Annotated in this window: 12 protein-coding genes; 1 reads left to right on the forward strand and 11 read right to left on the reverse strand. The window is 40.0% G+C overall.

The features are described from left to right. Window positions 1-57 precede the first annotated feature (57 nt). The 10 genes from DWY31_RS02390 to DWY31_RS02435 all read right to left on the reverse strand — a co-directional run bounded on the left by DWY31_RS02390 (window position 58) and on the right by DWY31_RS02435 (window position 13,416). A complete protein-coding gene (locus tag DWY31_RS02390; protein WP_021861083.1) occupies window positions 58-903 on the reverse strand; it encodes an Ig-like domain-containing protein in 846 nt (281 codons plus the stop codon). Between the two features lie 240 nt (window positions 904-1,143). After that, window positions 1,144-1,767 (reverse strand): response regulator transcription factor, encoded by a 624-nt coding sequence (locus DWY31_RS02395; RefSeq protein WP_021861084.1) that lies wholly within the window; start codon window positions 1,765-1,767, stop codon window positions 1,144-1,146. Next, the gene (locus DWY31_RS02400; RefSeq protein WP_118519416.1) at window positions 1,715-3,028 is read right to left on the reverse strand and encodes a sensor histidine kinase; all 1,314 of its coding nucleotides are present in this window, start codon (window positions 3,026-3,028) and stop codon (window positions 1,715-1,717) included. Before DWY31_RS02400 ends, DWY31_RS02395 begins: the two co-directional genes overlap by 53 nt. Then, window positions 3,009-4,580, reverse strand: a complete 1,572-nt coding sequence (locus tag DWY31_RS02405; RefSeq protein ID WP_147364884.1) for a hypothetical protein — start codon at window positions 4,578-4,580, stop codon at window positions 3,009-3,011. The genes DWY31_RS02400 and DWY31_RS02405 overlap by 20 nt, the downstream gene beginning before the upstream one ends. Window positions 4,581-4,896: 316 nt before the next feature. Then, the gene (locus DWY31_RS02410) at window positions 4,897-10,074 is read right to left on the reverse strand and encodes a Spy0128 family protein (protein ID WP_158575478.1); all 5,178 of its coding nucleotides are present in this window, start codon (window positions 10,072-10,074) and stop codon (window positions 4,897-4,899) included. A gap of 232 nt (window positions 10,075-10,306) precedes the next feature. Continuing rightward, a complete protein-coding gene (locus DWY31_RS02415; protein WP_118519419.1) occupies window positions 10,307-11,215 on the reverse strand; it encodes an ABC transporter permease in 909 nt (302 codons plus the stop codon). Further along, the gene (locus DWY31_RS02420) at window positions 11,212-12,126 is read right to left on the reverse strand and encodes an ABC transporter ATP-binding protein (RefSeq protein ID WP_118519420.1); all 915 of its coding nucleotides are present in this window, start codon (window positions 12,124-12,126) and stop codon (window positions 11,212-11,214) included. Before DWY31_RS02420 ends, DWY31_RS02415 begins: the two co-directional genes overlap by 4 nt. Before the next feature lie 172 nt (window positions 12,127-12,298). Next, window positions 12,299-12,514, reverse strand: coding sequence for a hypothetical protein (locus DWY31_RS13870; protein ID WP_158575479.1), 216 nt, complete (start codon window positions 12,512-12,514; stop codon window positions 12,299-12,301). Window positions 12,515-12,613: 99 nt separating this feature from the next. Beyond that, window positions 12,614-13,045 (reverse strand): flavodoxin family protein, encoded by a 432-nt coding sequence (locus DWY31_RS02430; protein WP_118519421.1) that lies wholly within the window; start codon window positions 13,043-13,045, stop codon window positions 12,614-12,616. After that, complete coding sequence (locus DWY31_RS02435; protein ID WP_118519422.1) at window positions 13,042-13,416, reverse strand: MmcQ/YjbR family DNA-binding protein; 375 nt, start codon at window positions 13,414-13,416, stop codon at window positions 13,042-13,044. Before DWY31_RS02435 ends, DWY31_RS02430 begins: the two co-directional genes overlap by 4 nt. Window positions 13,417-13,657: 241 nt before the next feature. Between DWY31_RS02435 and DWY31_RS02440 the strand changes: the two genes are divergently transcribed. Beyond that, on the forward strand, window positions 13,658-13,726 hold the full coding sequence (locus DWY31_RS02440; protein ID WP_226976543.1) for a MerR family transcriptional regulator: 69 nt from the start codon (window positions 13,658-13,660) through the stop codon (window positions 13,724-13,726). Between the two features lie 26 nt (window positions 13,727-13,752). Here DWY31_RS02440 and DWY31_RS02445 read toward each other — a convergent pair whose 3' ends face one another. Continuing rightward, window positions 13,753-14,520: a zinc ribbon domain-containing protein gene (locus DWY31_RS02445; protein ID WP_118519423.1), complete on the reverse strand. Its 768-nt coding sequence runs from the start codon at window positions 14,518-14,520 to the stop codon at window positions 13,753-13,755. Window positions 14,521-14,808 lie beyond the last annotated feature (288 nt).

Raw genomic sequence — 14,808 nt, forward strand, 5'->3', positions numbered from 1 at the left:
AAACGATACTGCTCCCTGTTCTTTTCCACACAAGCACGAAAAACTCTTCGTAGCCACTTAAAGTCGATTCATAAACCCAATTTTTTTCATGGAATATCCATATTTTTTTAACAAATCGTCATAATAGCTAAATGCATTTTTTACACTTTCGGATGTCTTTGGCCATGCCCACTCTCCCGGCACTCCTTTGTCAGGATCTTCTTCTTCTCTAATAATTTCATAATACGTTAAGTCCAGACCTTTTTTGTTTTCATCACAGTTTTTCTCAACCTTGCCCTGTATGCGGGTAATAATGTCACTGTAACCGTCTTCATATACATATTTTAATTGTCCGGCCTTATCTTTTGAAACATCCAGTTTTATATCCACTCTCGTTAATTCATCCGGTTCTTCCAGATCCTCCTTAAACACAAATTGCATCTGCCATTTTTTCGGATACGCACTTATTATAACTGTACGATAATTTTCTACGTCATACTGTTTTATTTTCATTGATATGCGTCTGACATCCGATGAACCTTTTGCTCCTTTTTGTCTCACAAGCATATATAAATTTCTTCCATAATATTGCTGTTTGGAAACAACTTCCACCTTACACTTTAACTTTTTGCCCTTTACTTTTGCATAAATTGTACATTTTCCCGGCTTAACTGCTTTTACTGTACCTTTTTTACTGACTTTTGCAATTTTTTTATTACTGCTCGACCATTTTACTTTTGCCTTTGTATGATTCACTTTCAACTTTTTGCTCTGCGCCACGTACAACATAACACTTTTTTTATTGAGCTTTGGTTTCGCTGCCGCCTCTACTCTACATCCCTGTACTCCGGAAAATATAAAAATTGCTACCATTGCAACCGCCAAAAAGTTTTTTCTTATACATCTCCATATTTTTTTATCCATACGCTTTCCTTTCCAGTTATCCCTAACTTAAAGAACACATTTTTTAAAACTTCCTTTGCTTCCGGAAGCAATGTCAGAAGCATTACAAGCACGCTCGCAAAATATCTTCGTTTTCTTTCATATTTATCTCCTCCTTTTCCTTGAATTTGTACATAAGATCTCTAATTCTAGTTTCAGTTTAACAGAAGAAAAAATGTATAACATCCCTCAAAAGAGTATGTTTTTATATTTTTTCCCTTTCTAAAATCCCCGTATCACAATTCCGCTTTCTCTTGCCATTACCGCAAGCTGTGTCCGCGTTGTAAAACCAGTTTTCTGTAGCAGTGTTTTTACATATTTTTTTACTGTATGTATTGAGATATGTAATCTTTTTGCAATTTCATCATCCGTATCTCCGCTGGTCAGTTCCCGCAGTACTTCCAGCTCTCTTGCCGTAAATTCTTCGCTTGTTGCAAGTCCGATCTGCAATACAGGCAGTTTATCCGGATAAACAGATTCTCCTCTCATCGTCCGATCCATGACATCCAGCAAATGTTCTGCCGAAGGATCTTTATACCAGAAACTTTCTACTCCACTTTTTCTTGCACGCTCCACGAAATCACACTCCGGCTGACTTGTCACAATAATAATTTTCTTCTTTGGATAAATCTTTTTAATTTTTGCTGCCGCTTCCAATCCGCTCGAGCGTAGCGCTGTACAGACATCCATTAAAATCAGATCCACTGTGCTCGTCATACAGTAAAATTCTGCTAGGGATGCACTCTCAATTGCCGCTGTAACTATATATCTGTCACTTTCCTGCAAAATAATCTCAAACAATTTTCTTGCCATTGGATCGTCTTCCACAATCAATACATGTATCATTCTCTCTTCCTTCCCCTGCTTTTGGCAGTCGTATTTTCAAGGAAAATACATTCTCAGCTGTAATTTTCATAGACCCGCCTGCCAGTTCTGTTTTCTGACGAAGCGTTGACAACCCTCCGCCTTCTGTAATTTTTTTCTGTGGAATCACTCCATCATTTGAACAAATAAAATATATTTCTCTCTTTTCGGTTCCTGTCTCAATCCACAAATTGTCCGCCTTTCCATGGCGAACAGCATTTGTCAAAGCTTCCGCCCCCGCTGCCAGAAACAATTCCTGAATACTTCTGTCATCTGGGATTTTTCCTGTTACTTTAAGTTTTATTCCTGCGGATGCTGCTGCATTTTTCAAATAATACAAGGCATCCTCTTGCTCTTCCTTTGTCTCTTGCTGCAAAAGCGAAATGATATGATGCCATTTTTTTAATAATTCATCCGTTTTATCTTTTACAGTTTTGCTTGAAAGAAAATATCTGGTTTCCATAAGTATTTGTCCGAACGTATCATGAATCCGGACTTTTGTATCAAGTCTTTGACGCGCACGTGTAAGTTCTTCTACCCTCTGTGCATACACTTCCAGTCTTTTGTTGATACTTTTCAGTTCTTCATTTTCTTCTTCCTGCCTCTTCAGTAATTGATATAGCATCGTTCTTTCTGAAGCTGTCACCTGTATCATTTTCTTTTTTCTCACATAGATTTCTTCCCGGTCAAATTGCCAGACTGTTTGATCCGCCATTTGAAAAATCATTGGACTCTTCCTGGACAGGCGCTTACATCCTAGCACCAAACTTCCTTCTTCTAAAAACTCCCAGAAATCTTCACCGTTTACAATTGCTTTTCCACGCAATTTATGTCCCAATTGATTCATTCTCTTATTTATAAGCTGAATCTGACCATTTGTATCATAAAAGCATAGTCCCATTGGTAACGTATCTGCAGCTTCACGTATTGTATTATTCGTTATTTCCGTTTTGCTTCTGCAAATTTGCCGGTAATAAACCTTTCCTGCCACTACACTTGCCATAGCAATATAGAGAAATATGTATATTTTCGGAATTCCAAGTACCACATTTTCTATCGCTGAAGTGGTGCTTTTATCTGCCAGCTTCTGTGCCCCTGCCGCAAATATGATTAACAATCCCAGATTCAATAAACTGCTGACTAAAAGACCTGTTCTGACTTCTCGTCTGCTCTTTTCTTTCAAAAATGCATTTGCCTGTAAAAAGAAACAAAGAAACAATAAACTACATATCATTGCGCTCATTTTTTCCTATCTCCTTTCCGGCATACAGTTGTACCTGACATTCCTGATTCTGTATTCTTTTCCTGATTTGTATATTCCCTGCCACTGCAATATCTCTTACACGAGACAGGCAGGTGGTATTTCCCGCTATATTCAATTTTAATACCGCCTGCCTATTTGCCGACTGTAAATGTAACAGCACTGCATCCACATCACCAAGGATCTGTTCCATCAGCTTTTCATATGTTTCATATAATGCGATCAAATCTTGTTTTTTCAAAACTCCTTCACATTTTCCGGATAAAGATACTGCTATTTTGCATACTTTCAGATTTTCCACCGACTCCCTCAAGCAATACTCCAATTCTTTTGCCGGCAAAAAATCAGATTCTTCACAAAGTAATATTAAATTACTCATCCGTTTCACATAGGCGGCAAGTACACATATTTTTTTCAGATTTTCCCATTTCTGTTGCTCATTTTTACTGTTTTCGAGCCAGTATTTAATCTGATCGATCTGATCTTTTGTATACTCTGTAATTTTATTACAAAACTGCATCTGCTCATCCAGTTTGCTTTGTTTTTTCTTTAAATCCACTTCCGCCTGCAAAAGACTGCGGCTGGATTCCAGTTGTTCCGCATTTGCTTCTAATTGTTTTAATACACATCTGATATCTGTCACATCTTCACACCATACAACCGCTCCTCCTCTGACCGGTGCAAGAAGCAATTGTTCTTCCCCAAGATCAATCGGTCCATTTTTTGCCTCTTCCAGTACATTTTCTGATATTTGTTTTGCATTTCCAGATGCAAAACAAACTTCCTTATTCTGATTCAGAATCTGTGCTCCGATTGTAGTTGCTTCAAACAGTTCTTCATATCCTGTATTTGACGGGATCAGACCGCTTTTTATACATCCTTCACAGATAGCAAGGATCACAAGAATCATCATCACCGTCAGATCTCCTGCATAAGTCCGAAGAAACGAAATTCCGGAAAGGTACAATCCTACATATAGAATCCCCACGCCCAACGGAATCATTGGCAACCAGATTCGTTTTTTTCTTCCGGGCACATGACTTTTTATAAACAACAATACAAAAAAGATCAAAACTTCCATACTGAGCCACGCAAGAATCATTTTGTATCCCCATCCGTAATAATAATTTCCATCACTGGAAGGCACCCCATTTTCAAAGCGAAACACACACTGATGGATATGATTCGTCAAAACAAGAAGACAGAGCACAACTGCCGGGAAAACAAGACTATACAAATACTTTGGTAACCTGTAATGCTCTGGCTGTCCAAGGCAGACTGCCAGATATAGTGCAAATAATGGTATAAATAACATCGGTATATAAAATCCATACCAGCACAGACTTTTCAGGAAATCCATATTTCCCAGGAAAAGATACTTTATTGTACGTATAAACAACCAGAAAATAAGAAGGTAACCGATCATCAACAAATATTTCCGAACTGCACTGTACAAGATCCTTTTTTTCACAGATGAAATCCAGTACAGAACCAGTTCCATGTAAATTGCAGAACGTAATACATCCAATCCCATAAAGACATCCCCTGGGAGTAAAATATTCCGTGGAAGCAGGCGAAAGACATATCCGCACAAAATTGCCAAAAAAAATATCACATATGAAAATTCTGTTCTTGTGCTTTTTTCCATCTGTCTCTCCTCCATACAATTTTTCTACATATTTTTATTATAACATGATTCCTGGATACCGTATATGAAAGAAACTTCTTTTCTGGAATGACATGTCAGGAACAATCATACAACAAGAGCTATGACACCTGCGGTTTTATCGCCTGCGTCAAAGCTCTTGTCATCCTTTTATAATATAGATATTTTTGCTATCGGGAACCTTTTATCTCACACTTTTTCTCTTCCGAATTACACAGACGCCAGCAAGTCCTGCTGCCCCTGCCATAATTCCGATCAACAGTCCTGTCTGCGCCGGATCACCGGTCTTCGGCAGGATTGTAACTGTTTTTACCGGCTTCTGTGGCTGGTTTGGTTTCTGCGGGTTAGTCGGTTTCTGTGGATTTTGTGGTTCCTGCGGCTTCGTGTACACATTTGTAAATAATACTTCGTCCGGCGTTGTCTCGACCTTCGCCTGATAAGCGCCCTGCTCATTATCCGTCACCGTTATTTTGTACGTGTATACAGAAGTGTCATAGGTAATACCTTTCGCCTGCTCATGCTTCTCATTTACTGTATAAATATACGTGCCCGCACGGTTAAATGTTAATTTATCAAATGTCACTCTTCCGGACGCATCATTTTTCACCGTCTGCATAACCGCGCCATTTACGTCTTTTAATTCAAACGTAAATTCTCCTTCTGCGAGCAATCTGCCTTTCAGCACTTTCACAGCGCCCGGAACCACTTCTACCGGCACTGCCTGATACTGATTGGAAAATGTCGGAATATTCACAGCATCTCCAGCATATGCATACGATGTCTCTGCTTTCAGATATCCTCCTGCATCCGTAACCTCCACTGTCACCCCATAAACAGTCTCATCATACGTAACACCACCGGAAGTTCCTTTTATTTCTCGCATTGTATAGCGGTAAATTCCTGCTTTTTCATAAGTCATTGCAGGGAATATGACATTTCCGTCTGCCTGGTTTCTGGCTTTTGCAACAACTGTTCCATCTTCATTTAATAGCTCAAACGAAAATTCTCCACTCTTCATATCACGTCCATGCAACGTTTTTTTAGCGTGAATGATATTCTTTCCTTCCAGTGTTACCGGATTCGGCGCGTACTGGTTGTGGAATTCTGGATACTTTCCTTTCTGTCCGTCCGTATAGACTTCTGCCTGTAATATGCCGTCCTGATCTGTAACGACAACTTTCACAGTTGCAACATGGGAATCGTACGTGTACCCTGCCTTACCTTCCTGAACTTCAGATACCTGATAAATGTACGTTCCCGGATGTGTATAGGTAAGCTCTCCAAAATGAAAACTTCCACCCTGGCTGTTTGTAACGGTTTCGTCTACATTTTCTGCCACTGCTTTTACTGTATCATTTTGCAACTCTTTCTGCACTTCTTCCGGAATATCTTCGCTGATTGATTTCAGCCGGAACTGAAACGTTCCTTCTTCCAGTGTCCTGCCTGTCAGTTCTTTCATTCCCTGTAAAGTAACAAGTACTTTGTCCGGGTTGTATTTATTCGTAAATAAAATGCTGTCCGCTTTTTTCTGTCCTTTTTCATAAGTTACCGTTGCTTCCAATTTGCCGTTCAGATTGTCTTTTACCGTCACGATTACCGTTACCGGAACTCCGTCATAGCTGATTCCGTTTGCATTTTCCTGCTTTTCACGGATTGTATACACATATGTTCCACTTTCTGTGTACCGCATAGTATTTTCAAAACGGAACTGTCCGTCTGCATCATTTTTCACTGTGCGTGCAGCCTCTGACAATGCTTTCACCGGATCTGACTCTGGATTATTTTCAGCAGTTTCCAGTACAAATGTAAATTCTCCGCCTTTCATTGTAAACATATTATTTTCACTTGACTGTACCTGCTTTGTGCCGCGTATACCGGTTTTAAAATCAGCCGGAACAACCGGATCTGCTTTGTAGCGGTTCATAATCTTCAATGGATTTCCGTCCGGATAAATAACTTCTGCCTTTAATGCTCCTTTTCCATCATCCGTTACTTTTACTGTCACTTCGTATTTAACTTTATCATAACGGATACCCGGAATCGGATGCTCCGTGTCCTCCACTTCTTGAATCGTATATTTATAAATCCCTGCCTTCACATAAGACATCTGGAAATGGAATTTTCCGTCTACATCGTTTGTTACAACCGTTTCACCCGGAAGTGGCGCATCATTTTCTGCCTTGATCCGGAAATGGAACGTATCATCTGCTCTTAAGTCTCTGCCCTCCAGCACTTTCTTTCCATGAACAGATGTTTGCACCGGTTTTACTTCGTACCGGTTCGTAAATGTCATCACACGGTCTCCTGTAATCGACACGCCGTTTCCTTCTGTCTGATATCCGGAAGGAAGTGCTTTTGCAGTCAGTGTTCCATCCAGATTATCAGTCACGACCACTGTCACTTTTACATTTCCGTCTGCATAAGTAACACCCGGAAGACTTCCTTTTCTTTCTTTTATAACCAGTTTATAAACTCCCGGCTCTTTAAATACGATATCACCAAAATACGCTTCCACACCATTTTTTACAGTAATTGCTTTCGGAAGCTTTACATCTTTTGCTGCATCTGGATTGTCTTTATCCCATCCGATTGCAAATGTAAACGCATCATCCGACATCCAGTCCCGTCCGGTAAGTTCCTTTTTCACTTTCAGATTTGCTGCGCCCTGAAGTGTCACCGCATCGGTCTCATAGTCATTCTGAATCCTTGCAATCTGATCTGCAACTGCAAGATTTAATTCCGCGCCTTTATCATCCTTTTTCTGCCACATCGTTAATTCCGCATGCAGATTCCCCTTTCCGTCATCTGTCACTTTCACAACAACTTCATAGAGTGCCTGCGAATATTTCACACCACCGGCACGATTATTTTCTGCCGGTATCTGTTCCCGGATTTGATACTTAAATGTACCCGGTCTTGTAAATTTAATTGTTCCGAACCCAATGTTCTGTGCATTTGTTACATTTTTTGTCATGCACCGGACACCGTCTTTTTCTGTCACCTGCGCTCCTTCCGGGAACGGCGCATTTTTTTGGTCACTGCTCAGCACAATATCAAAAGACAGTCCCTGAAATGCTTCCCAGTTCGGAAACTGCTTCTGTACGCAGAAAATTCCGTTTGCAAGTTCTGCCGGATCTGCCCTGTAAACATTATGAAATACTGCTTCCATCGTTTTTCCTGCATTAATTTTTCCATTTTCTCCTGATTTTTCATCCAGCGTATATCCTCCCGGCAGATTCACTTCCTCGATGCTGTATGCCGCATTTGCTTCCAATCCGTAAATGTAGAGAGATTCTCCGTCTTTTAAGACAATGTCTGCTTTTCCATTTGCAAATGTAAGCGATATCAGATTGCCAGACTTCTGTCCATTCTGATATTTCTGCACCTGGAATGTCTGATTCGTTGCAGATGGAATCTGGATTTTAAAATGGAATTCCGTTTCACCGGCTTTTTCCGGTCCTGTAAATCCTTCTGCCACTTCCGCACATTTGCTGATCAGAAGCGCTCCCGGACACACAACCTGTAACTTTCCGTTATTACCGAGTTCTTCTTTTATCTCAGAGGCATCTCCACTTGTCCTCTTTGAACTCCAGACATTTTTTGCGGTTTCTGTCACATTTTCCTGCTTTGTTTCAGTCTCATTCTTCGCCTGCCGGTAATACGGATTTTCAGATGCCGGTGTAAATATGCACGTTGTGTCTCCGTTATCTTCTCCTTTCGTATAAACATTGCTGTAAAATGATACAATTCCATCCTTCTGGTTTTCAGCCAGATAAGACTGCATATTCTCATCCGGAACTGCCATTTTCTCTTCCACACCATCTTTCAGGCTTACACCATAACAGATGGAGATTGGTGATGCTTCTTCCACTGTCACGTTCTCTTTTCCATTCACTTCGTTCACCTTGAAATTCAAAAGTGGCAGCAGCGATGCCGGAATCTTCACTGTGACAAGATCTCCCGTTTTTAAATCATTTGATTTTTCTACCTGAATAATCAGGTCATCAAGACTGGCATTTTCATATAAAGCATTCGCCGAAACCGTGCCGGAGAAATGATAGACATCCTTATTTCCGCTGGTTGTCTTCTCTTTCAGATCAAATGTTTTTCCTGCACAGACAATATTTGCAAAGCGATCCACTTTCATATAATCCCCAAGCCGATCTGTAAATATAACATAACCGTCTTTACTGCCGTCTGCCTCTCCTAACTCTGTTGGTACACCACTTGTTGACTGACTGATATCCTGCGCGATTTCATCGAAAATCTTATTCAGTTCCGCCACATTGGATGCCGCCTTATAATACTGGCTGTCTTTTGCTCTGTTGCCGAGGTTCTGATAACTCTGTGCATCCGGATAGTTACTGGAAACGCCGTGCATATATGCATTAAATGAATTTCGCGTATCTGACGGATCTGCCGAATCGAATACACCAATCGTGTAGATCCTTGTTCCATCCTTTTTCAGATCTTTCGCATAAGAAATCGCCCGATTTGCAACGTATCCGTCAAATCCGCTAAAATGATTCGGTTCTCCGTCCGTAAACAGGATGACGATCTTCTGCGATTTTTTCCGTTCTATCTGATCTATGATCTTTTTTGTATATTCCATTCCATAATCCGCTGCCGTACATCCGCTGACATTCAGTGCATTTACATCCGCTTTCAATACAGATGCATCATCCGTCAGATTGCTGAGAATCTGCGTATGATTATACTTATAACCATTGGAAGTATATGTGGTATTTCCAATTTTATCGGATTTATTTCCTGCATATTTTACAATTGCAATCTTATGTTTTTTTGATGCATCCGTGATATTTTTATTGACTGCATCTGTTTTATCAATGAAATCATTTACCGCTGTTTTCAGCGCAGAAAGTTTAGAAGTGCTTCCATTCAGATTATCGCTCATAGATCCGGATACATCCAGTGTCAGCACGATATCTAACGGCTTATCCGAAACTGTTTTCCTGTTGGACATAGAAGAAAGTGCAGATAATGCAACGAGGAAATCAGATCCGTCATTTGATACCGTGATCTTCTTTCCTCCGTTTTCTATTTCCAGATTTTCTGTTGTAACTGTTTTGTCTGACCAGATCTTACCGGTATTTTCTATCAAATAGTTCCCGTCTCCATCCGTCAGTGCTTTTTTCCAATTGGCAATACTGGACGCATCTGCCATCGTACTCTCGCTTTGAGAGGTCACTCCTGAAAGTGTCCCCTCTGATGTCTGTTCTTCCGCCTGTACTGCTATACCAGAAGGTAACATTCCCCAGACCAGTGCCATCATCAGCACGATCGTTAAAACTCTTCTGATCGTATTCTTACATCTGCTTCTTCCCAAAAACTGCCTTTTCATTGCTCCACTCCTTTCCAGCTTATTCTTTCTCTGGTGTGGATCATGAAATCTGCCAAAGCAGAGCTTCATTTATCGTGGCAGTCTTTCAGGCTGCTTTTTGTAAAGTACTGTAATTATATACGATTCTTATTATTGTGTCTATATCTCATTCTATTTAATTATATTTTTATTTTAGTCAGATTATTCCATTTTTTGTCAATATTTACACTATCGTCAGCTCTTTTGTCGATTCCTAAGATTTGACGGTATTCCTTTTTATAAAAATAGCTGTCACAACCAAATAAACCGCTCCCAATATCAGAATGCTCGCTGCCATAACAGCAATCATCTCCTGCGTAGAAACAACTTCGCCTCTGAACATCGGACGGCAGTCCAGACTTTTTGCAATCTCTGTGACACTCTGTTTTGGAAATCCATCCTCTTTCATCTGTGCAAACACGCCTCTTAACATATGATTTTTCAGCAGAGATGTTCCATACGTACCCGGAAGGTAAGATAAAAATTTCTGTAATCCGTCTCCGAAATTGGACACCGGCATATACGCACCACAGATAAAACCATATCCTGCGCTGACAATTGTTCCGACTGCTGACATCTGCCCCTGTGTCTTTAACGGATAACAGATAATGCTGGATAACACTGCTCCAAACAATACCAGAAGAAGTACATCCAGAACCATCCACGCAAGATCTGTTGCTGATAAGTACCAACCCATTTTCCTTATATAAAAAAGACACAGAACCAGTGCCAGTACATTTACCATTAGGGAATTTAACACAGTTGCGCAGAAATATCCCAGATAGAGAACCGGTCTTTTTACCGGTGACACATCAAAATCTTTTCTTGCGCCACTTGCTTTATCCTGCACCATCGTAAGATTCACGCAAAACGTAACTGTTACACAGCTGACAGCAAGAAGCGCTGCACCAAGCTGGGACGCCACCGCACCATCGATCAGTTTTTCAGATACATGCAGGATCTTCGGCAGGTAAGACGTAAATGAGTCTTTATATACTTTTGCAAGGAACGTAGCATAAAGCACAATTAATATAACTGGTGTAATGAGCGAAGAAAATAACATTCCTCTGTCCCGGAAAAATAATTTTCGGTTACGGTTTATCAATGCCTGTAATGTTTTCATACTTCATCCCCTCCCAGTCTCTTTCCGGTAACTTCCAGAAACACATCATCCATACCGCCTTTTATCACTTCATAATCCTGGAACATTTCCGGATGTGCCACGATCAGCTCTGTCGCCTCATTTGTAGACCGCACCATGATCTGATAACCGTCCCGGATTATTCTATACTGTTTTCCAAGAAGCTGCACCTGTTCTTCTGTTACTCCATAAAGTGCTACCACATCATCCGCATACTGATTTTTCAGATCATGCGGTGTTCCTTCCGAAACAATACTTCCACTGTCCAGAATCACTACATAATCCGCACTTGCAGCTTCTTCCATATAATGTGTTGTCAGGAACACGGTCATCTTTTCTTTTTTCCGCAGGTTTTCTATAACATTCCATAATATCTTACGCGTCTGCGGATCCAGTCCGGTTGTCGGTTCATCAAGGATGAGTATTTCCGGGCGGTGCAAAAGTGCTCTCGCAATATCTATTCTTCGTCTCTGTCCGCCGGAAAGCTTACCAACTGCACGGTCTGTATAATCTGCAAATCCTAACAGTTTCTCTAACTCCTGCAATCTGTTTTCAAAAGCTTTACCTGTAATTCCATATAGTGCTGCCCGGCTTTTCAAATTCTCCCGGACAGTCAGCGGTTTATCTAACACACTGTCCTGAAATACCACTCCCAGCAGATACCTTGTGTCCTGCCCGGCATACGTCTGGTCTGCCCCGTTAATTCTTACTTCTCCGGCATCCTTAGATAGCTGCCCGCACAAGATGGAAATCGTTGTACTTTTTCCTGCTCCGTTTACACCAAGAAATGCAAACAATTCTCCCCTTTTCACCCGGAAGCTTAAATCCCGGACTGCTTTAACTTTACCAAATGCTTTATGTAAATGGCTGACTTCGATTACATTCTCTTTCATAGTTTTCCTTTCTTCACAATGCTGTTTATAATACGAAAACGGCAGGATAGACGATCTTCCTGTTCTTCTCCTGAATGAAATATATTGATTCCATACCGTTTTAGGCTTTTGCCCCTGGCATCTTTATATGCTATTATAATATTACCTTCTGCTGTATTGCAAATACGATTTATCACCCTTCTTTTCTCGCCACAACATACGCAACTCCTGCCGGCGCCTCCATCTGACACCCTGGATTGTACTTATTATATTCTGCTGTCTTTTCTAATTCTCTTCGCTCTTCCACATCATCGTAAATCCACTTTTCCCATACCCTTGTCTTTTTAATTCCGGAGTAATACAAATCGGTCCCATAGTCATAAGCCGTATCATTTCGAAGCTGATGCAATACATAATGTTCATGTTACTTTTTTTCAAATTGAAGACTGAACCACAAATATCAGAAAACCGAGGACTGTTCCCCGGTTTTTCTTTTTCGCTTAACTATTTATAGTCCTCTTACAAACTTAATTGCATTTTTTATATCTTCTTCATCTGGATGCCCTTTGGCAATACCACCCACCAGTTTAAATGGACCAAATGTGTCATAACCCTTGCACCCGAATTTTCCTATCACTTTAGAATGCTTCTTGTCTAAAATCTGCTCTATGGATTTATAATTCGCATTCCCACCATAAGTACAGATCAGAAATATCTTTTTGTCATCCGGTAGATTCTTCTCTGCAAATCCCAATATCGACTGATGAAACTTTGAAAAATAGATTCCTGATGCAAACCCAATTATATCATAACTGCTCAGATCTGCATCTGGCTGTTTCACAGCATCAATCAAATCCACCTGACATTCTTCTGCTATCCTCTTTACTAATTTTTCTGTATTTCCGTGATGCACAGATGCGTATACTATCGCTGTTCTCATTTTTCTTCCTTTCTGCCTGTTCCATCAATTAGGTCATAGCTCATATCCAAAAAGTCTAATGTCTTTGCTTCACTGACTGAACCATCCAGTAAAATCGTAATCCAGTGCTGTTTATTCATATGGTATCCTGGTAAAAAACCGTAAGTCTGAATAATCATACTGGTCATTTCCGGATCGCACTTTACGTCCATGATGTCAACCAGATCATTTTCCTCTAATCCCAACTTAGATTTCTCAACTGTCATGAGTACAGCATACCATTTTCCATTTTTATGACGAAGTACAGCACTGTCTGGCGATTTACTCCATAAATATTCCGGAACTGTGCCGTACTGTTTCTGCACATATTCAAAAATTTCTTCTTTCTTCACAATCTATTCAACTCCAGATTCTTCTGATATCCTGCCCATAATCATACCACATTTTCGTATCCCGTACTACCTGCCAAATTCTTTTGCATTTCTCTTATTCTTCTGACTTTAGCTAAATAACTTGTCAGTCGTATAGATTCATAGCTTTAGGTGCATATATAATTGTAAAAAAGTATTGACTCCGACGTTACGTAATAGTTTATGCTTAGAACACAAAGTTAGATAGGAGAAAATATTAATGATGACAGTGCATGAAGTGAGCAAGCTTACCGGAGTGAGTATACGCACTCTACAATATTATGGTTCGTGATTGTCAAGATTTTCTTTTTGCTTATATTATCTCTTTTTATAAATCAACAGCTCCGGATTTTTACCATCCTTCTCATATGTACATACGAGAATAAAATCCATACCTGCCAGAATACCGAAGCACCTATCTCCTCCAAATTCAGACTCCAGTTGATTCCCCAGATAGGTTTTCTGATCATCAAGGAATTTCACTTTTTGACCATTAGGCAGAGTATATTCCAGATTCACATATTTCCCCACAAGTGCATTTAGTTTATCTACCCGTGGAAGTCCGTCTATATGCAGATCATTAATTTCATTTATCAACTGCATTTTAAACTCTTCAAACTGCCCATTGTCACTAAGTTCATCATACCTTTTCCAGTAATCTAACTTTGGAAGCATTTCTTTCAGATAAGAACGTGCTTGTTCTTCGGTAAAGTTTTCATTTACCATATTCTTTACACAAACATCAATCAATTCTTCCATATCATTATATGTGTATGTTCCATCTGCATAGCACCATTTACAATACTCCTCATTTAATGTGCCATCCTTATCACGTCCCAATATAGAATCATCATCAATTGGCATCCCGCAGCACTGACAGATCAGCTTTCTGGGTTCTCCCAAAAGCGTATTGATTGAAACATCAAATTCTTTCGATAAGAGCTTAAGTGTATCAGTATTGGGAACGGTATCACCATTTTCCCAGCGTGATACCGCCTGCCTTGTTACCATAATTTTATCTGCCAACTCGTATTGTGACATTCTTCTTTCTGTACGAAGTTTCAAAATAATATTTTTTGTTTCCATAGTCATCACCTCCATAAGCATATCATATAGCCATGAGCAAAACTCCACACATTCAGTATTTATGCGGGTTTGCGAGGCATGGCAACCTCATTAATCACTTCAAATTTATAGTAACAATCAGCTCCAAATGGTATAATTAAGTTGTCAAAATCAATTCACCAAAAGGAGCTGATTGTTATCTATCGTCAAGAAATTTTGAAAGACATTCGTCTTTTCACTTCACAACCAGTTGCAAAGTTTTATGATTCTCTTTTTTTGAATCTTGATTTATCCTTTGTTCCGGAATTC

The organism is Dorea sp. AF24-7LB, from assembly GCF_003478575.1.
GTDB classification, from domain to species: Bacteria; Bacillota; Clostridia; order Lachnospirales; family Lachnospiraceae; genus Dorea_D; species Dorea_D hominis.

Bases quoted from the DNA above. Each gene is read 5' to 3' on its own strand.
- DWY31_RS02390 (WP_021861083.1), bottom strand. From the start codon at position 903: ATGGATAAAAAAATATGGAGATGTATAAGAAAAAACTTTTTGGCGGTT.
- DWY31_RS02395 (WP_021861084.1), bottom strand. From the start codon at position 1,767: ATGATACATGTATTGATTGTGGAAGACGATCCAATGGCAAGAAAATTG.
- DWY31_RS02400 (WP_118519416.1), bottom strand. From the start codon at position 3,028: ATGAGCGCAATGATATGTAGTTTATTGTTTCTTTGTTTCTTTTTACAG.
- DWY31_RS02405 (WP_147364884.1), bottom strand. From the start codon at position 4,580: ATGGGATTGGATGTATTACGTTCTGCAATTTACATGGAACTGGTTCTG.
- DWY31_RS02410 (WP_158575478.1), bottom strand. From the start codon at position 10,074: ATGAAAAGGCAGTTTTTGGGAAGAAGCAGATGTAAGAATACGATCAGA.
- DWY31_RS02415 (WP_118519419.1), bottom strand. From the start codon at position 11,215: ATGAAAACATTACAGGCATTGATAAACCGTAACCGAAAATTATTTTTC.
- DWY31_RS02420 (WP_118519420.1), bottom strand. From the start codon at position 12,126: ATGAAAGAGAATGTAATCGAAGTCAGCCATTTACATAAAGCATTTGGT.
- DWY31_RS02430 (WP_118519421.1), bottom strand. From the start codon at position 13,045: ATGAGAACAGCGATAGTATACGCATCTGTGCATCACGGAAATACAGAA.
- DWY31_RS02445 (WP_118519423.1), bottom strand. From the start codon at position 14,520: ATGGAAACAAAAAATATTATTTTGAAACTTCGTACAGAAAGAAGAATG.